Genomic DNA, 21729 nt, shown 5'->3' with positions numbered 1-21729 from the left:
GGCATCGCTCATCGGAACACCCACAGGGACGACAGCAGATAGCTGAACACCGGCACCAGGGCGGTGGCGGCAAGGAGCGCATAGAGCGCCGGCACACCGCAGGCGAGCAAGCCGGTCAGCAGCAGGTTGTTGAGGCCGAAGCCGGCCAGCGCCACCAGCAGGAAGCGCCACGGCGAGCCGGCACGGGCGAAGGTCAGATAGCGATGACCCAGATAGGAAACGCCGAAAGCCACCAGGAAGGCACCCAGGTTGGCGAGATAGGCTGGCCAACTCCTTCCCCCCAACAGCAGGGCAGCGACGGCCATGTGTACGCCAGTGGCCGCAGCACCGACCAGGGCGAATCGCAGGGGCCTCGCCGCCGACTTGGCCAGGGATCCGGATGTAGACACGCTCGACCTCGACGCAGCGGCGATTGACCGGCGCACGTTACCCCGGAGGTGTCGAAACATCCTGTTGCATCCGTTGCAATTCCGTCACTGGGCGACGAACGGTCTGCCGTAGTCCATGCGGACTGCGGCGACGAGGCACGCCGCGGAGCGGCGGAGCCCCGTGTTAAGGTGGGGCATCTCACATCTTGACGAGGCCCGGTCATGACTCCGCGCATCGAACCCTTCTTCGACGCCACCACGTCCACCTTCACCTATGTGATCTACGAGGCGCCCGGCAGCCGCTGCGCCATCGTCGACTCGGTGCTGGACTACGATCCACATTCGGGCCGCACCGCCACCCTGTCGGCGGATCGCGTCGCCTGCTTCGTGCGCGATCAGGGGCTGACCGTAGAATGGCTGCTGGAGACCCATGCCCACGCCGACCACCTCTCCGCCGCGCCCTATCTGCGCCGGCAACTGGGCGGTCGCATCGCCATCGGCGAAGGCATCCGCCGCGTCCAGGGCGCCTTCAAGGACGTCTTCAACCTGGAACCGGAATTCCGCCTCGATGGCTCCCAGTTCGATCACCTGTTCCAGCCCGACGAGGTCTTCCACATCGGCGCCCTGACCGCCCGCGCCCTGCACGTGCCCGGCCACACCCCGGCCGACATGGCCTATCAGGTGGAGGAAGACCATGTCTTCGTCGGCGACACCCTGTTCATGCCCGATGTCGGCTCGGCGCGTTGCGACTTCCCCGGTGGCAGCGCCCGCGACCTCTATCGTTCGATCCGCCGGTTGCTGACCCTGCCCGTGGCCACGCGCCTCTATCTGTGCCACGACTATCCGCCCGCCGGCCGCGAAGCGCGCCACGAGACCAGCGTGGGTGAAGAACGCGCCCTCAACGTCCATGTGCGCGATGGCGTGGACGAAGACGCCTTCGTCGCCCTGCGCACCCGCCGCGACGCCACCCTGTCCATGCCGACGCTGATCCTGCCGGCGATCCAGGTGAATATCCGCGCCGGCACCCTGCCGCCGGCCGAAGCCAATGGCCGCCGTTACCTGAAGATTCCCATCGACGGTTTCTAGGGCCGGCGCCATCCGTCGTACAAGCGAATGGCCACAGGAACTGGACGCGGCGACACCGCTGCGTCCAGGCTTTTTCCGACACGGCAAACCCCGCGCGCTTTCCAACGCAGCGGCCAGGTTGGACAGGCGTTCGGTCAAAGCTACATACAGTCCTGACGGTGGCGCCTGGCCAGCGACCACCCATCCCCTCGCCGGGAAACCTCGCCGCGCGCGCTCCTCGATACCAGGGCAGGCAATGCGTTCTGCACTACATTCCCACAAGAGGTAGAGCGACCATGACCACCAAACAATCGAATTCCAATCCTGGCAACTTCGCCAATGACCGTGAAAAGGCGTCCGAAGCCGGCAGCCAGGGCGGCCAGAACAGTGGCGGCAATTTCGCCAATGACCGCGAGAAAGCATCCGAAGCCGGCCGCAAGGGCGGTCAGAACAGCGGCGGTGGCGGCCAGCAGTGACACAGCTTCATCCAGGCCACAATGAAGGGCAGGATCATCCTGCCCTTCCTGCCTTTCGCGTACCCGTCACTTCTCTCCGGGCTCGGGTATAACCGAGATCTGGCCGTTCTTCTCCAGCACCGCGAAGCGGATCTGCTCCAGGCGTTCCAGCCCCTGGCTCTGCCGCGCCGCCTCGAGGATGTCTTCCTCGGTCAGGCGGGCCTTGCGCAGCCGCTCCGTCAGCGGCTTGCCGTACTCCACCACGATCAGCGGCACCCCGTCGAGAAAGCGCCCGACCTTGGGCGAGCGCTCCTTGAACAGCGAAAGCAGGATATCGATCAGCACCAGGGTAGCGATCACCACGAAGGCATTGATCACCGAAAAGTCATCGCCCAGCAGCGCCTGCTGGGTGGCCTCGCCGATCACCAGCAGCAGAACGAAATCGAAGGTGGTGATCTCCGATAGCGCCCGCCGCCCGGTGAGACGAAAGAGCACCAGCAGAAAGACATAGATGGCGGCGGCGCGCAGGACGGATTCCATGGCAGCTCCCTAGGGATAGACGAAGGCGGAGAGTTCCAGCGGTGGCTGGCCGGTTTGGAGAATCCGCCAGTCGACGGTGCCCAGGCGGTCCGGGCGCAAGGCGAGATGCAGGCGACTCGGTCCTGTACCTGGCACCAGATCGAGCCAGAGCACCCCGTCGCTGCTGGTCATGCGCAGGGGCTGCGGATAGAGGGCTTCCACCGTCCAGTCGGCCACCAGGCGTTCATCCAGGCCGACGCGGTTGAGACCGGGCGCCAGTTCCAGGGTCAGGGTCGCCGGCGCACCACGGCGCTGGAAGCGCTCGTAGTCGACCCTGAGCCGGCCATCCTCGCTGACCCGGGTCGCCGTGGCCCAGGGTCCGCCGCTGGCGAACGTTCCGGCCAGGGCCAGGGCGACGAACAGTCCCAGCAGTACCCAGCCCAGTCGCTCGCAGCGCCAGATCCAGCGTTGCAGGCCGGGTTCCTCGCGGATCGGCAGGCTTTTCTCCAAAGGGGGCGCCATGGCGGTTGCTCCGGAATGCGATAGCCCTTGGAGCCTGACCGAAGGTCGCCGGTTCGACCGCTTCGCCCTCCCCTGGGGCATACTGCGCGCCCTTTTCGCTGGAGTCCTGTCGATGCCCGTCTGGTGGCTGCTCGTCCTGCCCTTCATCGCCGGTGCCTGCCTGCCACTGCAGGCCGGCATCAATGGCCAACTGGCCCGGCACCTCGGCAGCGTCTTCGCCGCGGCGTCCATTTCCTTCCTGGTCGGTCTTATCGCCCTGCTGGGCCTGACCCTCTGGCAGCGTGGCGTCCCCACCCTGGGTGCCCTGCGCGAATTGCACTGGTGGCACTGGTGCGGCGGCCTGCTGGGCATGTTCTTTATCGCCATGGCCGCCTTCGCCGGCCCGCGCATCGGCGCTACCCTGTTCATGGCGCTGGTGATCGCCGGGCAGCTGGCCATGTCGCTGAGCCTGGATCACTTCGGCTGGGCCGGCTTTCGCCAGGACCCGGTCACCCTCGGCAAGCTGGGCGGTGTGGTGCTGATCGGTGCCGGCGTCTGGTGCATCGCCCGGGCCTAGGCCTAGTAGAGGTCGCGACGGTAGCGATCCTCGTCGATCAGGCGCTGGACCTCGGCCTCGCCGAGCAGCGCCTCTAGGGTGGCATGCACGCCCCGCCCCAGACCTTGTAGGCTGCCGCAGACCATGATCACGGCATCCGCCGCCAGCCAGTCCAGCAGCAGCTCCCGTTGCGCCCGCAGGCGGTCCTGCACGTAGCCGTCCCCGTCCCGCGAGAACACCCGGTCCAGCCGGGCCAGATCGCCCCGCCCCTGCCAGCGATCCAGTTCCGCCCCGTAGAAATCGTCGTGCGCCGCCGTACGCTCGCCGAACAGCAGCCAGTTGCGCCGGTACCCGGCGGCGATACGCGCAGCCAGCAGCGGGCGCACCCCGGCCAGTCCGGTACCCGCGGCGATCAGGATTAGCGGACGTTCGTCCAGCGGCGGCCGGAAGCCGGGATGGGCGCGTAGCCGCGCCTGCAGCTGATCTCCCGGCCGTAGCCCTGTGGTCAGCCAGCCGGAGGCGATGCCCAGGCGACCGTCCGCCTTGCGCGCCTGACGCACCAGCAGCCGCAGCGCACCTTCGCCGGGCAGCGAAGCGATGGAGTACTGGCGCAGGGCGAGTGGCACCAGGGCCTCCAGCAGTGTCTGGGCGTCCAGGCCGAGCAGCGCGGTCTGGTCTTCCGGCAGCAGGCGGGTTTCCAGGGCCGTCGCCAAGGTGAGCGTCACACCCGCAATCTCGACCCTGCTGTCAGCGGCCAGACCCAGGGACTGCAGCCAGGCCGCCACGCACTCGGCACGCTGGCGTGGCGCGATCTCCAACAGGTCACCCGGTGCCCAGTCGCTCCCGGGCGGCGCCCGCAGCTGCAGCTCGAAGGCAGGCCCACCGGGGCTGCCGGTATTGAGCGGCTGCACCGATACCAGCGGCCAGGCCTGCAGGGGCCGCTCGACCGGTGGCTCGAGGACGGCGCCCAGGGCCTGGAGCTGACCCTGCCAGACCGCGAGCGCTCGAGCGTCGCCATTGTCCACTTCCACCGGGGCGAACAGTGGCCGGGCGCCCTGCCCGGCGAGCCAGGCATCCAGCCGCCGGGCGAAGGCACAGTAGGCCGGATAGCGCCGGTCGCCCAGGGCCAGCACCCCGAAGTTCAGGTTCGGCAGCGCCGCCTGGGTCAGCATGCGTCGCTCGAAACCGCGCGCGGCATCCGGCGCCTCGCCGTCGCCGTGGGTGGCGACGACGAACAGTGCCTGGGTGGCCCGCCGTAGGCGCTCGACCGAGAGCCGCCCGAGCGCGACCACCTCGGTGCTCAGTCCCGCTGCCTGCAACTGGCCGGCGGCCTGCCAGGCTAGCGCCTCGCCCTGGCCGCTCTGGCTGGCATAGCCGATCAGCCAGTCGGCGGGGCCCGCCGCGGCTGGCGGCAGGCCCCGCCGGGCCTCGCACGCCTGCCGGCGCTTGCGGCGGCGATCCAGATAGAGCCAGAGGCCGGTCACCATGAACAGCGGCATGGCCAGGCTGGCGAGCAGCAGGGCCACCCGCCCTGCCAGGCCGAAGTATTCGCCCGAATGCAGGGCATAGACGCTGAGCAGCAGACGAGCGCCCAGGGGTTGCTCGCGATAGCGGCGATGATCGAGCACCCGCCCCGCGGCGTCGAAGACGATGCGATTGAGGGCACGGACATGCTCGGCATCGTCGGGCAGGTACCAGAGGGTCGGCTGGCTGACCTTGCGCGCCGGATTGGGCAACAGCAGGCCATAGCCCTCGACCTGTCCGCCCGTCTCCTGCCTAAAGCTCTGCCAGAGTGCATCCAGGTCCACGTCCTGGCGCGCCACCACGCCCGTGATCCGGGGCTCCGGCGCCACTCCCAGCAATCGCTCGCTGGCCTGGCGGTACCAGTCATAGGACCAGTAGAGACCGGTCAGGGCCGCCAGCAGATAGAGCAGCAGGCACCAGGTGCCAGCCACGGCGTGCAGGTCCCAGTGGAAACTGCGTCCCTGGCGCGCCCAGTCGAGGGTCAGCCAGGTGCGCCAGTGCCGGACCTGGCGCGGCCAGCGCAGATAGAGGCCGGACAGGCAGAGCACCAGCAGGATCAGGGTGGCGGCACCGGTCAGGGCCTTGCCGACCGGCCCCAGGGCCAGGGAGCGGTGCAGGTCCAGGACCAGGCGAAAGAACCCCTGGCCGCGCGGCGCGGTCAGCACCTCGCCCGTGTAGCGATCGAACAGCAGTACCTCGCCACGGCCCTGGCCGCTCGCCGGCGCCAGACCGAGCAGGCCGTAGCCCTCCCTCGCCATGCTGGAGACGAAACTCAGTTCCTGACCCGGAGCGAGCAGACGCTGCCGTACCTCCGGCAGCGTCAGGGGCCGCTGATCCGGCGTCGCGGCGGTCGGCGGCGGATTGAGCAGCTCCAGCAACTCCAGCTGAAAGCTGTAGAGCGCACCCGTCACCCCCAGCACCACCAGGACCAGGCCCGCCGCCAGCCCGAGCAGGCTGTGCAGCTGGAACAGACGCCCGCGGATCAGGGCTGGGCCCACAGCCGCAGGAGGTTGTGATAGACGCCGGTCAGCTGCAGGCAGGCCTCGTGGCCCTGCCCCAGCTCGGCCGCCGCCCGCTGGATACCCTGGTCGAGTTCGAACAGCTGGCCGCGCTGACCGGCATCACGCACCAGGCTCTGGATCCAGAAGAAGGAACACAGCCGCGCGCCACGGGTGACCGGCAGCACCCGGTGCAGGCTGCTGGCCGGATAGAGGATCAGATCGCCCGCGGCCAGCTTGACGCTGTGGGCGCCATAGGTGTCTTCCACCACCAGCTCGCCACCGTCGTATTCGTCCGGTTCGCAAAAGAACAGCGTGGCCGACAGATCGGTGCGCAGGTAGCCGCTGCCATCCGGTAGCGGCCGCAGGGCATTGTCCACGTGCAGGCCAAAGGACTGGCCGCCCTGGTAGCGATTGAACAGCGGCGGAAACACCCGCGCCGGCAATGCCGCGGCGACGAACAGCGGATGCCGCGCCAGCGCCTGCTGGATCAGCTCGCCCACCGCGCGCGCCGCCGGGTCATCCGCCGGCAGCTGCAGATTGTCCTTGGCCATGGCCGACTGGAAACCGGCGGTGTGCTTGCCATCGGCCCAGGCGGCCGCCTCCAACCGCTGGCGGCACTCCCTTACCTGCTCGGGCGTCAGCACGCCCGGAACACTGATCATCATGGTGATTCCCCTCTAACGCCGAAAGCCCTGCGCGGGCAGGGCTTCGGTCGCTGCAGGCGACCTCAGAAGCTGTAGGTCGCGGTCAGGATGGCGGAACGGGCATCGCCGTACTCGATGGCCGACGACCTCGAGCTCACGCCCAGTTGCGAGCGCACCCGCTCCACATAGTCCTTGTCGAAGACGTTGTTGACGTTGAGTTGCAGGTCGACGTTGCGATTGACGCGATAGCCGACCATGGCGTTGTGCAGCCAGTAGTCGTCGAGCTTGGCGCCGTCGTTGCTGGAAGTGACGTTGCGCTCGCTGACATAGCGGGCGCCATAGCCCACCCGCCAGCCGGCCGGCAGCTCATAGGTGGTCCAGAGATTGAGCGAACGCGGCGGGGTGTTGGCCAGGGCCTGGCCTTCGCGATTGCGCCCGTCCAGGGTATCGGCGGCCTCGAGCGTCTCGCTGTCGAGGAAGGTGAAGTTGGCGTAGACGTTCCACTGCGGGGTGAGACGCCCGGTGGCGCCCAGCTCGATGCCCTGCACGCGCTGCTTGCCGGCCAGGGCGGTGCTGCCGTCGGCCAGGGTTTCCCGCGCATTGCTCTTCTCGACGCGGAACAGTGCGCCGTCCAGCTCTAGGCGCTTGTCGAGGAATTCCCACTTGGTGCCCAGCTCCCAGGTCTTGTTCTTTTCCGGACCCAGATCCTGGTTGGCCGCGCTCAGGCCGGCGCCGGTGGAGGTCAGGCTTTCCGCCGAGGGGTTGAAGGAGGTGCCATAGGCCACGTAGACCCGCCCGTTCGGGGCCGGCTTGAACACCAGGCCGGCGCGCCCGCTCAGCTTGGCGTCATCGGAACTCAGGTTGGTCTTGGCACCGCGCACACCGTTGGCGACCGGCGTGGTGTCGCTGTCGCCGTCGAACCAGTCGTAGCGCAGACCTAGGTTCAGATCCCAGTACTGATTCAGGGCGATGGTGTCGAAGGCATAGAGCGCCTTGTCGGTCAGCACGTTGTTGGCCATGGCCGAGGTCTGCTTGTCGGTCGCGCCGTCGTAGCGTTCCGGCGGTGCGGCCAGGGAGTAGCCGGCAGCCGGGAAGGTCAGGCCATAGCTATAGGTATCGCGATCGTAGTCCTCGCGGGAGAACTCCGCGCCGAGTACGAAGGAATGGCCCAGGCCGAAGGTATCGACGTTGCCGGTCAGGTTGGTCTGGTTGATCCACATCTCCGAGGTCACGTCGCGGCCATAGCCCTGGGGACCGGCCGGGCGATAGCGACCCGCCGCCACGCCGCCCAGGTTGACGTGGGAAGCCGAGATCACCACGTCGCGCTCGATGCGGCTGTAGCGGGTCAGGTTCTGCAGGCTCAGGTTGTCGTTGAAACGATGCTCCAGTTCCACGGTGAAGACATTGTTGTCGATATCTTCCTTGTCGATGTTCTTGAAGCCGAAATAGGCATCGCGATCCACCCCGCCCAGGCGCTTGCCGTTGAGCGCCGGCACGCCGTAGTCGGGCTGGTTGTTGTCGGTCTGGTGGAAGTAGCTCAGGGTCAGGCGGGTGTCTTCCGACAGACCCAGGGCCAGCGACGGCGCGATGCCCCAGCGCTCGCGGTCGATCTGGTCACGGCCGGGCACGTCGTTCTCGTGGGCCATCAGGTTCAGGCGGAAGGCGCTGCCCTCACCCACGCCCTGCAGCGGCTGGTTGGTGTCCAGGGTCAGGCGGCGATAGCTGTCGGTGCCCAGGCCTGCGCCGAGGCGGGTGAACTGGCGCTCCTGGGGCTTCTTGCTGATCAGGTTGATGGAGCCACCGGTGGTGCCGGCGCCGCCGAACACCGAGTTGGGGCCCTTGATGACCTCGACCGATTCCAGGTTGAAGGTGTCGGTGCGGTTGGTCTGGGTGCTGTCGCGCAGGCCATCGATCTGGATGTTCGAGTTGGCGCTGAAACCGCGGATGTTGATGCTGTCGCCGGAGCCACCACCGCCCTCACCGGCGTTGAAGGTGATGCCGGACACATTGGACAGCACCGATCTCAGGCTCAGGGCCTGCTGGTCCTGGATGACCTGCGCCGGCACCACGGTGACGGTCTGCGGGGTGTCGAGCAAGGGCGCGGTGTACTTGCGCGAGGCGGACTGCTCGGCCTTGAAGCCATCCTGCTGCGCCTGACCTTCGATGGTCAGACTTTCCAGTCGGGTCACCGACTCCTTGGCGTCCTGGGCCTGAGCCCCGAGGGACAGCGAAGCGACGGCGACACTGAAGGTAGAAACCAGCAAACGGCGCTGGGACAGCGAGGACATTTCCTTGGACATGATGGCGGGCCGCCTCCTTATGTGAATGCGGCGCGATTCTATTTGCAAACGATTATCAAATCCATAGCGAATGTAAATTATTCTTAACAATCTGGAAAACCGCCTGACACAGCGCTTTTCGACAGGCATGAAAAAGCCCGCGTCCCTGGCGGGGCGCGGGCTCGATCGACGCGGAAGGACCTTAGAGGTAGAAGGCCTTCAGCGGCGGGAAGCCGTTGAATTCCACCGCGCTGTAGCTGGTGGTGTAGGCACCGGTGGACAGCCAGTACAGGCGGTCACCGCTGGCCAGGTTCAGCGGCAGGCCGTACTTGTAGTGCTCGTACATGATATCGGCGCTGTCGCAGGTCGGACCGGCGATCACCACCTCTTCCATCTCGCCCTTCTTCTCGGTCCAGATCGGGAACTTGATGGACTCGTCCATGGTTTCGATCAGGCCGGAGAACTTGCCGACGTCGGTATAGACCCAGCGCTCCACGGCGGTGCGCGACTTGCGCGCCACCAGCACCACTTCACTGACCAGGATACCGGCGTTGGAGATCAGCGAACGGCCCGGTTCCAGGATGATTTCCGGCAATTCGTCGCCGAAGTCTTCCTTGAGGAAGCGAATGATCTCCTCGGCATAGGTCTCCAGGCTGTTGGTGCGATGGATGTAGTTGGCTGGGAAGCCACCACCCATGTTGATCATCTTCAGGGTGATGCCGTCTTCTTCCTTGAGACGCTCGAAGATCACCTTGACCTTGGCGATGGCGGCGTCCCAGACGTCGATGTCGCGCTGCTGGCTGCCGACATGGAAGGAAATACCATAGGGCTCCAGACCCAGCTGACGGGCCAGGATCAGCAGGTCCAGGGCCATGTCGGGCTGGCAGCCGAACTTGCGCGACAGCGGCCAGTCGGCCGAGTTGGAGCCCTCGGTGAGGATCCGCACGTAGATGCGCGAGCCCGGAGCGGCCTTGGCGATGTTGCGCAGGTCGGCCTCGGAGTCGGTGGCGAACATGCGCACGCCCTTCTCGTAGAAGTAGCGGATGTCCTTGGATTTCTTGATGGTGTTGCCGTAGCTGATGCGCTCCGGGCCGACACCGGTGGACAGCACCTTGTCCAGCTCGTAGATGGAAGCGATGTCGAAGTTGGAGCCCTTGTCACGCAGCAGCTCGGTGATCTCGATGGCCGGGTTGGCCTTGACCGCGTAGTAGATCTTGGCGAACGGGAAGTTGCCAACGAGATCGTCATAGGCCCGCGCGATGGTGGCGGTGTCGATGACGACGAAGGGGGTTTCCTGCTGGTCGGCGAAGGCCTTCATCTTCTGGAAGGTTTCGCGAGAATAGTAATCTTCGACCTTGATGGACATGCGTCGGGCTCCCGATGGGCAGAACAAATTGAAGGAAGGGGTGTTCTGAACGCCTAATCCGTTTCCCCACTTTGGTTCGCCTACTTCCCAAGGCACATCGCCGAAAGCAAAAAGGTCAACGCGTACTGGCGTTGACCTCGCTGTCTCGTCGTCGGTACTTGAGCCGGATGGATCGTTTCCAGCATGGACGTTCGGGCGCGAACTTTAGGGCCAGACGTCCCAGAGATCAATGTTAAATCCGTGATCTTTACCGAACGGTGACGTGTGCGAACTCACCCCCACTCCTGCAACCGACCGGACCGGACGGCGAGATGTTCCGGAGGGGCGATGACAGGGGGTTTCCGACGGGGAATCAAGGTGCCGGATAACGCCATCGTCGGGCCTTGACGATGGCGCTGTACTATCGCGGCCATGGGCCGCTCCTACAGGTCCGATACCGTAGGAGCGACCGCATCGGCGGACCGCCATGGCCGCGATCAGTCCCTTATCACCGTAGCGTGGAAAACGGCGCAGCCTTTTCCACGGAGGCATTCGCTGCAAGGGCACCCCAGCCCTCTCCCAGCGGGAGAGGGAGCCATCCGAGCGACTGTGAAACCAATCGATCTAGGCTCATCGCCGTCCGTAGGTTGGGTTGAGCGCAGCGAAGCCCAATACGTCCAACGCCTTACCGGAACGGCGGCTCGTCGAAGCTGCGCAGCTTGCGCGAGTGCAGGGAGTCGAGCTGGGTGCGCAGCTGGTCCAGGGCGGCGATGCCGATGGCCAGGTGCTGACTCACCGCGCGGGCATAGAAGGCGTTGGCCGAGCCCGGCAACTTGATCTCGCTGTGCAGGGGCTTGTCGGACACGCACAGCAAGGTGCCATAGGGCACCCGCAGGCGATAGCCCTGGGCGGCGATGGTGCCGCTTTCCATGTCCACCGCCACGGCACGCGCCAGGTTGATCAGCGGGCGTTCCTGGGCCCAGCGCAGCTCCCAGTTGCGGTCGTCGTAGGTCAGCACGGTGCCGGTGCGCAGGCGGCGCTTGAGCGCCTCGCCGCGTTCGCCGGTGACGCTGGCGGCGGCTTCCTGCAGCGCCACCTGCACCTCGGCCAGGGCCGGGATGGGAATGTGCGGCGGCACCACGCGGTCGAGGATGCCGTCGCGTCTCATGTAGGCGTGGGCCAGCACATAGTCGCCGATGGTCTGCGACTGCCGCAGGCCGCCGCAGTGGCCGATCATCAACCAGCAGTGCGGGCGCAGCACCGCCAGGTGGTCGGTGATGTTCTTGGCGTTGGACGGGCCGACGCCGATGTTGACCAGGGTGACGCCATGGCCGTCGCCGGCGATCAGGTGGTAGGCCGGCATCTGGAAGCGGTGCCAGGCGATGGCGGCGATGACCGCCTGGGCCTCGGTGGGATCCATGTCGCGCTCGATGATGACGTTGCCCGGCAACACCAGGCGCTCGAAGCGCGGATCGCTGCGCAGCTGTTCCAGGCCGTGCTGGATGAACTGGTCGACGTAGCGATGGTAGTTGGTCAGCAGGATCCAGGGCTGCACGTGGCGCCAGTCGCTGCCGGTGTAGTGGACGATACGGCGCAGCGAGAAGTCGGTGCGGGCGGCATCGAACAGCGCCAGCGGCAGCGGATCGATGCGCTCCCAGTCATAGTGCCCGTCGGCGATGTCGTCGTGGGCGGCGGAGAGATCGGTACTGGGAAAGACCCGCGCCAGCTCGGCGGCGGTCACGCCGCTGCCGGCCAGTTCGTCGCCCTGCTCCACCACGTAGGGATAGGGGATGTCCTGGCGACTGCGACCGATCTCGACCTGGAGGTCGTAGTCGCGCATCAGCGGCTCGAGCTGCTCCAGCAGATAGCCGCGAAAGGCCGCCGGATGGGTCACGGTGGCCACGTAGGTGCCGGGCAACTGGATCTTGGCGTAGGCGCGGGTGGTGGCCGGCGGCACGCCGGGGGCGCGATAGCGGATGCGAATCTCGGGGTAGCGGAACAGCTCGCGCTCGGCCGCGCTGGGCTCGACGCGATCCTTGAGATAGCGCTTGAGGGCGGCACCCAGGGCCTGGGTAGCCTCGTCGTGCAGAGCCGCAAGACGGTCGACCGCCTCGCTGGCGGTGGCAACGGCGGTGAAATCCTCGGATACGGAGGTCATGCAGGTTTCCTTGTTGGGGCGCTGGCTATAGCTGACACCCTAACACCCCTGGGTGACAACGGCTGTGACGGCTCATAGGGGTTTGTCACCCTGGGCATGCTGCTCCCACAGGCGCCGGTAGTGCCCGTCGGGCCGCTGCAGCAAGGCCTCGTGACTGCCCTCCTCCACCTTGCGGCCATCGCGCAGCACCAGGATGCGGTCGGCATGGCGGATGGTGGACAGGCGGTGCGCCACCACGATCAGGGTGACCTGGCCGCGCAACTCGTCCAGCGCCCCCTGCAGCCGCGCCTCGGTGGCGCTGTCGATGCTGGCGGTGGCCTCGTCGAGCAGCAGCACCTTGGGTTCGCGCAGCAGCGCCCGGGCCAGCGCCAAGAGCTGCCGCTCGCCGGTGGACAGGGTGAAGCCGCGCTCGCCCAGCAGGGTATCCAGGCCTTCCGGCAGGCGCGCCACCAGGTCGTCCATATGGGCGGCGGCCAGGGCCTCGCGCAGGCGTGCATCCGGCACCTGGCTGCCCAGCAGGAGGTTGTCCCTCAGGCTGCTGGAACGGATGAAGGGCTCCTGGGGCACGCTGGCCAGGGCGGCGCCCAGCACCTCCGGGGTCAGGCTGCCCAGTTCGCGACCGTCCAGGCAGAGGTGGCCGCCGGTGACCGGTTGCAGCCCGGCGAGCAGGTCGAGCAGCGTCGACTTGCCGCTGCCGGTGGGGCCGACGATACCGAGAAAGGTGCCCGGGGCGATGTCCAGGTCGATGCCGTGCAGGGTGTCGTGGCCCGCGCCGGCGTGGCGGAAGCGCACCGCGTCGAGGTGGAAGTGCGCGGTCGCGATGGCGCGGTCATCCTCGCCACTCAGCGCCGGCTTCTCTTCCAGCAGGTGCAGCAACCGGGTACCGGCCACCGTGGCCTGCTGGAACAGGTTGAATCTCTGGGTGATGTCCATCAGCGGCTCGGTCACCCGCCCCAGGTAGGTGACGAAGGCATAGAGCACGCCGATCTCGGCGCCGCCCTGCAGATGGCCCATACCATAGACCAGCAGCAGCACCGCCAGCACCGCCACGCTGACCAGATCCAGCGCCGAACGCAGCAAGAGACCGGAGACGCGGATGGTGCGCATGCGGGCGCCGTACTGCGCCTGGTTGAGGCGCTGGAAATCCTGGCGGAAGCGCTCGGTCTGGTTGAAGGCCTGCAACAGGCCCATGCCGCCGATGGCCTCGCCCAGCCGCGCGCTCTGCTCGGCGCGCAGCATCCGCACCTCCATGGCCGCCGCCCCGCTGTATCGCTGGTAGGCCCAGACGATCAATAACGCCGCCGGAATCAGCAGCACAGCGATGGCCATCAGCCGTACGTCGAGCAGGGCCATGGCCACCAAAATGCCGATCAGCAGCACGATGTTGCCGACCATGTTGCCGAGAAAGGCCACATAGAGTTCACGCAGGGCATCGGTGTCGTTGGTGACCCGCGCCACCAGTTCGCCGGTGGCGGTGCGGTCATGGAAACTCTGCGGCAGGCTCAGCACGTGGCGGAACAGCCGGCGCCGCTGCAGGAGCACCACGTCCATGGCGATCTCGGCGAATCTCAGCGATTGCAGGTAGCGACCGTAGGCGGCCAGGCCCTGGGAGACCACATAGGCCGCCACCAGGCCCACCAGCGGCCAGAGGCGCAGGTCGTGGGGCACCAGGTAGTTGTCCAGATAGTGCTTGGTCAGCCAGGGCCCCAGCACATCGAACAGGGTCGCCACGACCAGGATCGCCAGGGTGCCGGCCAGCTTGCGCGGATTGGCCAGTACCGGCTTGAGCAGCAGGGAAAGCACGCGCGTCCTGGTCATTGGCCGGCCTCCTCCGCCTGCTGCAGATTCCAGAGTCGGGCATAGAGGCCGCCCGCGGCGAGCAGCTCGCCGTGACGACCTCGCTCCACCAGGCTGCCCTGGTCGAGCACGATGATCTCGTCGGCCTGCTGCACGGCGGAGAGACGGTGGCTGACGATCAGGGTGGTACGCCCCTGCAGCCCGGCCAGCGTCTTCAGCAAGCGGGCTTCGGTGGCGGTATCCACCGCCGACAGGGTGTCGTCCAGCAGCAGGATGGGCGCGGGCGAGAGCAGCGCCCGCGCCAGGGCCACCCGTTGGCGCTGGCCGCCGGAGAGGGTCAGCCCGCGCTCGCCCACCGGGGTATCCAACCCTTGTGGCAGCGCCGCCAGATCGGTCCCGAAGGCGGCGGCGTCGAGGGCTTCGTGGATCTCCCCGGCCGTGGCATCCGGGCGACTGAGGGCGACGTTCTCGCCCAGGGTACGGGCGAACAGGAAGGGATCCTGGGGTACATAGGCGAATTGGGCGCGCAGGTCGCCCAGCCGATACTCCTCCAGCGGCACCCCGCCCAGGCGGATGCAGCCCTGTTCCAGCGGAAACTGGCGCAGCAACAGGCGCAGCAAGGTGCTCTTGCCGCTGCCGGTGGCGCCGACGATGCCCAGGGTATCGCCGGCGGGCAGGTCGATGACCACGTCCTGCAAGGCCGGCTGACGCGCCTGGGGATAGGTGAAGGCCGGGATGTAGACCGACAGATCGGCCTGGTCCGGCGGCGTCTGGGTGCCCTCGTCACGGATGCGCTCGGTGACGGCGAACACCTCTTCCAGCCGGCGTGCCCCCGCCTCACCGCGCTGCAGCAGGTTGAAGCACCAGCCGATGGCGAACATCGGCCAGATCAGTTGCACCAGATAAAGGCTGAAACTGGTCAACTGGCCCAGTGTGATGTGACCGTCGAGATAGCGCCAGCTGCCCATGACCAGGGTCAGCAGGGTGGCGAGACTCAGGGCGACGAAGATGATCGGCTCGTAGCGCGCCTCGGTGCGCTGCACCTGGTAGTCGGCCTTGGCCACGCTGCGGGCGCGGGCGTCGAAGTCGTCCAGCTCGGCTTCGATCAGGGCATGCTGGCGCAACATGCGCAAGCCGCTCAAGGCTTCCTGGGTGCGGTCGTTGAGGGCGGAAAAGCCGGCGAGCGCCAGGCCGAAGCGCTGCTGCACCCGCCGCGCCACGCGATAGAAACCCCAGGCCATGAAGGGAAAGGGCAACAGCGCCAGGGCGGCCAGGGGCGCGTCGATGCCGATGAACATGGCCAGCAGCACCAGCAGCAGGGTCAGCATGCCGTCGAAACTGGCCAAGACGCCCTCACCGGCCGCGGTCTCCACGGCGTCGATGTCCTGGGTGGCGCGAGCCAGCAGATCTCCGGTGCGGCTGGACTGGAAGAAGCCAGGGTCCAGGCGCGCCAGCTTGGCGAAGAAGGCATCGCGCAGCTCCACGCCGACCTGGTAGGAGGTGCCGAACAGGCGCACCCGCCACTGATAGCGGAGCACATAGAGGCCACAGCCCACCGCCACGATCAGGGCGACGCGCCAGAGCAGGCCGGTCTGATCCAGCTCGCCGGCGCGCAGGGCGTCGATGGCCTTGCCGATCCACCAGGGCAGGGTCAGGTTGAGCAGACCGACGCCCAGCAGGCAGAGGATGGCAGTCCCGTAGGCACGCCGTTGGCGCAGGAAGAAATCACGCAACAACCGCCACAACGCCATAGAACCGCCTATCCCGAGCAAAGGTGCAGTATATCGGCTACCCAAGCCGCAGCGGAGTTCCTTCGTCCCGATCCGGGTCCCATGTCAACGGGTGGCGCGGGGCGCGAGGTCGTTGTAGGGTGCCACTCCCTGCGGCGCCCGGCCGCTGCGCCCCTTTTCCCCTTGCTAGGCTGACGTCCATGACCCTCGAACCCCAACGTCCCGTCGTCCTCTGCCTGTCCGGCCACGATCCGAGTGGCGGCGCCGGACTGCAGGCCGACATCGAAGCCCTGATCGCCCAGGGCTGCCACGCCGCCCCGGCGGTCACCGCGCTGACCGTGCAGGACACCGTCGACGTGCTGGACTTCCGGGTGCTGGATCGCGAGTGGGTATTGGCCCAGGCCCGGGCGATCATCGCCGACCTGCCGGTGGCGGCGGTCAAGCTGGGCATGCTCGGTTCGGTGGAGATGGTCGAGACGGTGCTGGAGATCATGGAGGCCCTGCCCGGCGTGCCCCTGGTCTGCGATCCGGTGCTGCGCGCCGGTGGCGGCGGCGCCCTGGGCAAGGACGAGGTCGGCTACGCCATCCGCGAGCGGCTGCTGCCGCGCGCCACCATCGCCACTCCCAACCTGCCCGAGGCGCGCATCCTCGCCGAGTTGCCCGAAGGCACCCCGGAGCAGTGCGCCGAGCGCCTGCTGCCCTTCTGCGCCCACCTCCTTATCACCGGCGGCCATGGCGAGGAACACGAGGTGCACAACCGCCTCTATGACCGCGCCGGTGGCTGCGAGACCCACGTCTGCCAGCGCCTGCCCGGCAGCTACCACGGCTCCGGCTGCACCCTGGCCAGCACCCTGGCCGGGCGCCTGGCCCTGGGCGAAGCCCTGCCCAGCGCGGTGCGCAGCGCCCTGGATTACACCTGGCGTACCCTGAGGGACGCCGAGCGCCCCGGGCGCGGTCAGTACGTGCCACGCCGCCTGCCGCTGGATTTCTGCTCATGAGCCCGCTACGCGGCCTCTATGCCATCACCGACAGCGCCCTGCTCGCCGAGGGTCGCTTGCTGCCCTATGTCGAGGCCGCCCTGCAGGGCGGTGCCCGGCTGGTGCAGTACCGCGACAAGTCGCATGACGCCAGCCGTCGCCAGGACGAAGCCGCCGCCCTCGCCGAACTGTGCCGGCAGCATGGCGCCCAGCTGATCATCAATGACGACCTCGCCCTGGCCCGCCAGCTGGGTGTTGGCCTGCATCTGGGCCAGGAAGACGGCTCCCTGGCCCAGGCCCGCGCCGAATTGGGCCCGGACGCCGTACTCGGCGGCACCTGCCACGCCAGTCTGGAATTGGCCGAGGCCGCAGCCCAGGCCGGTGTCAGCTACCTGGCCTTCGGCCGTTTCTTCGCGTCCAGCACCAAGCCGGATGCCCCGCCGGCGCCCCTGGAATTGCTCGACCGGGCCCGCCGCCGCTTCAACCGGCCGGTCTGCGCCATCGGCGGTGTCACCCTGGACAACGCCCCGTACCTGCTCGACCACGGCGTCGATCTGCTCGCCGTCGTCCACAGTCTGTTTTCCGCCGCCAGCGCGGGCGAGGTGGAGCGCCGTGCGCGCGCCTTCGCCCAGCTGTTCGCGGCCTGATCCCGCTCAAGGAGACCCCTATGTCCCGCTCCGCGCAACTCTTCGACCAGGCCCAGCGCCACATCCCCGGTGGCGTCAACTCGCCGGTCCGCGCCTTCAAGAGCGTCGGCGGCACGCCGCTGTTCTTCAAGCACGCCCAGGGCGCCTATATCGTCGACGAGGATGACAAGCGCTACGTCGACTATGTCGGCTCCTGGGGGCCGATGATCCTCGGCCACAGTCATCCGGACGTGCTCGATGCGGTGCGCCGCCAGCTGGAGCACGGTCTCTCCTATGGCGCGCCGACCGCCCTGGAAACCACCATGGCCGACCTCATCTGCGAGATCGTGCCGTCCATGGAAATGGTGCGCATGGTGAGCTCCGGTACCGAGGCGACCATGAGCGCCATCCGCCTGGCGCGTGGCTACACCGGGCGCGACACCATCATCAAGTTCGAGGGCTGCTACCACGGCCACTCCGACAGCCTGCTGGTCAAGGCCGGCTCCGGCGCCCTGACCCTGGGCGTGCCCAGCTCCCCGGGCGTCCCGGCGGCCTTCGCCCAGCACACCCTGACCCTGGCCTACAACGACCTGGCCGAGGTGGAGGAGACCCTGTCCGAGGTCGGCGACCAGATCGCCTGCATCATCGTCGAGCCGGTGGCCGGCAACATGAACTGCGTACCGCCCACGCCAGGCTTCCTGGAAGGGCTGCGCAGCCTCTGCGACCGCTACGGCGTGGTGCTGATCTTCGATGAGGTCATGACCGGCTTCCGCGTCGCCCTGGGTGGTGCCCAGGCGCACTACGGCATCCGCCCGGACCTCACCACCTTCGGCAAGATCGTCGGCGGCGGCATGCCGGTGGGCTGCTTTGGCGGCAAGCGCGAGATCATGGAAAAGATCGCCCCGCTCGGCCCGGTCTACCAGGCCGGCACCCTCTCGGGCAATCCGCTGGCCATGGCCGCCGGCCTCACCACCCTGCAGCTGATCCGCCGCCCCGGTTTCCACGCCGAGCTGACCGACTACACCACGCGCATGCTGCAGGGCCTGCAGGATCGCGCCGATGCCGCTGGTGTGCCCTTCGTCACCACCCAGGCGGGCGGGATGTTCGGCCTCTACTTCAGCGGCGCCGAAGACATCGTCACCTTCAGCGATGTCATGGCCAGCGACAGCGAGAGATTCAAGCGCTTCTTCCACCTCATGCTGGACGGTGGCGTCTACCTGGCACCCAGCGCCTTCGAGGCCGGCTTCACCTCCATCGCCCATGGCGACGAGGAACTGCGCATCACCCTGGACGCCGCCGAGCGCGCCTTCGCCACCTTCAAGGACTAGGACTCGTCTGACAGGTGTCGTTCGTCTCGCTGGTGGAACCTCTCTGCCCTGCCGGCCTCACACCTAGTTGAGTGGCCGGCGTCACAGGTAAAAAAGTTCCGCCGTTGCGCGTAAAGGTTTTGAAAGCGTGCGTCGGCTTGACCCATAATGAGATGTCGGCGCGTTTCGCCGGCCGGGTTCTCCGAACCTGCCTCGCTCGTGGAGGCGCTTCATGCACCGCGCTGGCCGTACCCTGTGCGCAGCCCTGATCCTCATGCCCCTGGTCGCCCTGGCCGGCGGCAATTCGCTGCTTGTCCCCAGCACCAGCCGTTGCAACCTGAATCTGGCCAACGAAGCCCTGGCGCAGGCGATCGCCCGCTGCCAGCAGATCGCCCACGACGGCGACTCCCAGGCGCAGTACGAACTCGGTGACTTCTACTACGAAGGCAAGCAGACGCCCAAGGACCTCAACCAGGCGCGCCAGTGGTTCGAGCAGGCTTCGCTCAAGGGCAATGCCGATGCGCAGAATCGCCTCGGCAACATGTTCTTTCGCGGCGAGGGCGTACCGCCCAACAACATCCAGGCCTACATCGTGCTGAAGATGGCCGCCATCAATGGCAACGACGAAGCCATGGACACCGCCGACCTGGTCAGTGCCCAGATGCGCCGGGACGAGCTGGAGATGGCCACCCAGGTGCTGGGGCAGATCTTCCGCGACTATCTGCAGGACATGCAGACCGCGGGCAACCTCAACCCCTTCCAGCCGCCGCAGAACTGATCCAGCGTACGGGCAGAACCTGTTCAACGTCTTGCGAGCTAGAGACAAACAAGGCCTAGGCGGCCCCACGAAAACGGCTTAGGAAGCGGACCGGCGTCGCGCTCGCGTTCACAAGGAGTGAATGAGCATTGCGACGGGGCCGCCCAGCTAGGGCTGGCGACCCAGGCCATTTTCAACGCCGTTTGGCCGACGCGCAGCAGACTTTGGGCAGGTTCTCAGGGCTTGTCGGGCAGCGGCATGGGAAACGGCATGACATTGGTGCCGCCCTTGGCTTCGCTGATCTTGGGCTGGCCCAGGCGCTCCACCTCGTCGATGCGGATGATCGAATGCATGGGCACGAAGCTGCGCACCACGCCTTCGAATTGCGCCTTGAGCTTTTCCTCGCTCGGGTCCACCACCACCTGGGTGCGCTCGCCGAACACCAGTTCCTCGATCTCCAGGAAACCCCAGAGATCGCTCTGGAAAATCTGCTTGGCGTAGATCTCGAAGACCTGACCCTGGTTGACGAAGATGACCTTGTAGATGGCCGGCTTGCTGGGGGATGAGCTCATGGTGGACGCGGGGTTCGCCGAGGAAAAAGGGGGCGGCGAGCATAGCACGCCGTCCCTGGCTGCCGTCAGCGTTCGCCGGGGGTTTCCAGCCAGGCGCGCTCGGCGACCACCGCGCTCACCCAGTCGATGAAGACCCGCAACTTGGCGCTGACATGACGATTGGGCGCGAAGGCCAGATACAGCGGCATGGGTGCCACCTGCCAGTCCGCGAACAGCCTGACCAGTTCGCCACGGGCGACCGCCTCCGCCGCCAGATAGTGCGGCAGGCAGACCACCCCGAGCCCGGCCTGCCCCGCGGCCAGGCAGGCATTGCCATCGTCCACTTCCAGACTGTGCCGGCTCTGCAACTCCAGGCGCTCGACGCCGCGCTGCAGGGCATAGGGAAAGCCCTTTCCCGCGCCCCAGAGAAACCGCACCACCCGGTGCGGCGCCTCGGCCAACTCGACGGGATGAAGCGGCGTGCTCTGGGCGGCGAGGTAGGCCGGCGCGGCATAGCAACCCAGCCGCAGCGCCCCCAATGGCCGAGCCACCAGATACTGCTCGCGGATGCGACCGCCGCGGATCACGCAATCGACGTTGTCGCCGATCAGATCCACCTGGCGATCGCTGACGCCTAACTCGAGCTGGATGTCCGGATAGCGCTGGAAGAAGTCCGGCAGGGCCGGGATCAGGATCAGCCGTGCCAGCGGACTGGGCACGTCCACCCGCAGGCGGCCACGGGGCGTGCGGGTGGCTACCGAAAGCCCCGTCTCGGCATCGTCCACCGCAGCCAGCACGCCCAGGCAGCGTTCGTAGTAGGCGGCGCCGTCGGCGGTGACCTGCACCTGCCGGGTGGTGCGATTGAGCAGGCGCACCTGCAGGCGCGCTTCGAGCTGCTGCACCTGCTGGGTGACACGGGTGCGGCTGCTGCCGAGGGTCTCGGCCGCGCGGGTGAAGCTGCCGGCTTCCACCACCCGCACGAAGGTCTGCATCGCGGCGAACAGATCCATGCCGATTCCTGAAACAGGGGATTGTTTGGATTGTACAAACAATGCTGACCGCCGGGCCGGGTTTATCCCTGGACAGGCGGCGCCTAAGGTGACCCCAGCGATCCCCACCGGAGCCCCGCCATGACCCGCGACGTCGTCTTTCCCGCCCAGCGCCATGCCCTCTACGAACAGCACCGCTATTCACCGGCCATCCGTTCCAACGGCTTTCTCTTCGTCTCCGGGCAGGTCGGCAGCCGCGCCGACGGCTCACCCGAGCCGGAGCTGGAAGATCAGGTCCGCCTCGCCTTCGCCAACCTCGACGCCGTGCTCGCCGCGGCCGGCGCCGCCTTTGCCGACGTGGTGGACGTCACCTTGTTCATGATCGATGCCGAGGCCAGCTTCGAACGGATCTGGCCAGTGCTGCTGGAGCACTGGGGCACGGCGCCCTACCCCACGGTGACCGCGGTCGGCGCCACCTGGTTGGCCGGCTTTCGCTTCGAGATCAAGGTCATCGCCCGGCTGCCGGAGGGCGCTGCCCAGGCCTAGACCGACCGCCTTCCGGGCGGCTCTTCCCCGTCCG

General features: G+C 67.3%; 19 protein-coding genes and 1 pseudogene. 8 read left to right on the top strand and 12 right to left on the bottom strand.

Annotation, left to right across the window (positions count from 1 at the left end):
• Nucleotides 1-8: 8 nt before the first annotated feature.
• Complete coding sequence (locus tag RCF34_RS07530; RefSeq protein ID WP_308707622.1) at nucleotides 9-389, bottom strand: GtrA family protein; 381 nt, start codon at nucleotides 387-389, stop codon at nucleotides 9-11.
• Nucleotides 390-590: 201 nt separating this feature from the next.
• Here RCF34_RS07530 and RCF34_RS07525 point away from each other — a divergent pair, with 201 nt between their 5' ends.
• Complete coding sequence (locus RCF34_RS07525; protein WP_308707621.1) at nucleotides 591-1454, top strand: MBL fold metallo-hydrolase; 864 nt, start codon at nucleotides 591-593, stop codon at nucleotides 1452-1454.
• Between the two features lie 302 nt (nucleotides 1455-1756).
• A pseudogene (locus RCF34_RS07520) lies at nucleotides 1757-1909 on the top strand (general stress protein); the annotation flags it as partial.
• A 66-nt stretch (nucleotides 1910-1975) separates the two neighbouring features.
• Here RCF34_RS07520 and RCF34_RS07515 read toward each other — a convergent pair.
• Both RCF34_RS07515 and RCF34_RS07510 read right to left on the bottom strand, forming a co-directional pair.
• Entirely contained in the window at nucleotides 1976-2428 is a 453-nt protein-coding gene (locus RCF34_RS07515; RefSeq protein WP_308707619.1) for a YetF domain-containing protein, read from the bottom strand.
• Nucleotides 2429-2437: 9 nt separating this feature from the next.
• Nucleotides 2438-2929: a hypothetical protein gene (locus RCF34_RS07510; RefSeq protein WP_308707618.1), complete on the bottom strand. Its 492-nt coding sequence runs from the start codon at nucleotides 2927-2929 to the stop codon at nucleotides 2438-2440.
• 106 nt (nucleotides 2930-3035) lie between these two features.
• On the opposite strand from RCF34_RS07510, the gene RCF34_RS07505 reads away from it, so the two are divergent.
• On the top strand, nucleotides 3036-3485 hold the full coding sequence (locus tag RCF34_RS07505; RefSeq protein ID WP_308708252.1) for a DMT family transporter: 450 nt from the start codon (nucleotides 3036-3038) through the stop codon (nucleotides 3483-3485).
• Nucleotides 3486-3487: 2 nt separating this feature from the next.
• On the opposite strand, the gene RCF34_RS07500 is transcribed toward RCF34_RS07505, so the two are convergent.
• From RCF34_RS07500 to RCF34_RS07470, 7 genes are all read right to left on the bottom strand, one after another.
• Nucleotides 3488-5986, bottom strand: coding sequence for a PepSY domain-containing protein (locus RCF34_RS07500; RefSeq protein ID WP_374941167.1), 2499 nt, complete (start codon nucleotides 5984-5986; stop codon nucleotides 3488-3490).
• Nucleotides 5971-6654 carry a Fe2+-dependent dioxygenase gene (locus RCF34_RS07495; RefSeq protein WP_308707617.1) on the bottom strand — a complete coding sequence of 228 codons (684 nt, stop codon included), beginning with the start codon at nucleotides 6652-6654 and terminating at the stop codon, nucleotides 5971-5973. Before RCF34_RS07495 ends, RCF34_RS07500 begins: the two co-directional genes overlap by 16 nt.
• 62 nt (nucleotides 6655-6716) lie before the next feature.
• Nucleotides 6717-8933 carry a TonB-dependent siderophore receptor gene (locus tag RCF34_RS07490; protein WP_308707616.1) on the bottom strand — a complete coding sequence of 739 codons (2217 nt, stop codon included), beginning with the start codon at nucleotides 8931-8933 and terminating at the stop codon, nucleotides 6717-6719.
• 181 nt (nucleotides 8934-9114) lie between these two features.
• Nucleotides 9115-10278, bottom strand: coding sequence for a type III PLP-dependent enzyme (locus RCF34_RS07485; protein WP_308707615.1), 1164 nt, complete (start codon nucleotides 10276-10278; stop codon nucleotides 9115-9117).
• 664 nt (nucleotides 10279-10942) lie between these two features.
• Nucleotides 10943-12415 (bottom strand): AMP nucleosidase, encoded by a 1473-nt coding sequence (gene amn, locus RCF34_RS07480; protein WP_158896223.1) that lies wholly within the window; start codon nucleotides 12413-12415, stop codon nucleotides 10943-10945.
• Between the two features lie 72 nt (nucleotides 12416-12487).
• Nucleotides 12488-14233, bottom strand: a complete 1746-nt coding sequence (locus tag RCF34_RS07475) for an ABC transporter transmembrane domain-containing protein (RefSeq protein ID WP_308707614.1) — start codon at nucleotides 14231-14233, stop codon at nucleotides 12488-12490.
• Nucleotides 14230-15963, bottom strand: coding sequence for an ABC transporter transmembrane domain-containing protein (locus RCF34_RS07470; RefSeq protein ID WP_308707613.1), 1734 nt, complete (start codon nucleotides 15961-15963; stop codon nucleotides 14230-14232). Before RCF34_RS07470 ends, RCF34_RS07475 begins: the two co-directional genes overlap by 4 nt.
• Nucleotides 15964-16142: 179 nt before the next feature.
• On the opposite strand from RCF34_RS07470, the gene RCF34_RS07465 reads away from it, so the two are divergent.
• The 4 genes from RCF34_RS07465 (at nucleotide 16143) to RCF34_RS07450 (ending at nucleotide 19630) form a co-directional block, all read left to right on the top strand.
• A complete protein-coding gene (locus tag RCF34_RS07465) occupies nucleotides 16143-16940 on the top strand; it encodes a bifunctional hydroxymethylpyrimidine kinase/phosphomethylpyrimidine kinase (protein WP_308707612.1) in 798 nt (265 codons plus the stop codon).
• Nucleotides 16937-17566 carry a thiamine phosphate synthase gene (gene thiE / locus RCF34_RS07460; RefSeq protein ID WP_308707611.1) on the top strand — a complete coding sequence of 210 codons (630 nt, stop codon included), beginning with the start codon at nucleotides 16937-16939 and terminating at the stop codon, nucleotides 17564-17566. Before RCF34_RS07465 ends, thiE begins: the two co-directional genes overlap by 4 nt.
• 20 nt (nucleotides 17567-17586) lie before the next feature.
• On the top strand, nucleotides 17587-18873 hold the full coding sequence (hemL, locus tag RCF34_RS07455) for a glutamate-1-semialdehyde 2,1-aminomutase (protein WP_308707610.1): 1287 nt from the start codon (nucleotides 17587-17589) through the stop codon (nucleotides 18871-18873).
• Between the two features lie 211 nt (nucleotides 18874-19084).
• The gene (locus RCF34_RS07450; protein ID WP_027597185.1) at nucleotides 19085-19630 is read left to right on the top strand and encodes a tetratricopeptide repeat protein; all 546 of its coding nucleotides are present in this window, start codon (nucleotides 19085-19087) and stop codon (nucleotides 19628-19630) included.
• 215 nt (nucleotides 19631-19845) lie between these two features.
• Here RCF34_RS07450 and RCF34_RS07445 read toward each other — a convergent pair whose 3' ends face one another.
• Together RCF34_RS07445 and RCF34_RS07440 are read right to left on the bottom strand one after the other, a co-directional pair.
• Complete coding sequence (locus RCF34_RS07445; RefSeq protein WP_308707609.1) at nucleotides 19846-20181, bottom strand: DUF1820 family protein; 336 nt, start codon at nucleotides 20179-20181, stop codon at nucleotides 19846-19848.
• 65 nt (nucleotides 20182-20246) lie between these two features.
• Complete coding sequence (locus RCF34_RS07440) at nucleotides 20247-21170, bottom strand: LysR family transcriptional regulator (RefSeq protein ID WP_308707608.1); 924 nt, start codon at nucleotides 21168-21170, stop codon at nucleotides 20247-20249.
• A gap of 120 nt (nucleotides 21171-21290) precedes the next feature.
• Between RCF34_RS07440 and RCF34_RS07435 the strand changes: the two genes are divergently transcribed.
• A complete protein-coding gene (locus tag RCF34_RS07435; RefSeq protein WP_308707607.1) occupies nucleotides 21291-21695 on the top strand; it encodes a Rid family hydrolase in 405 nt (134 codons plus the stop codon).
• The last annotated feature ends 34 nt before the right edge of the window (nucleotides 21696-21729 follow it).

It is taken from the genome of Pseudomonas sp. 102515, from assembly GCF_031085165.1.
Lineage (GTDB): Bacteria > Pseudomonadota > Gammaproteobacteria > Pseudomonadales > Pseudomonadaceae > Chryseomonas.
This window is presented reverse-complemented; position numbering and strand designations above follow the sequence as displayed.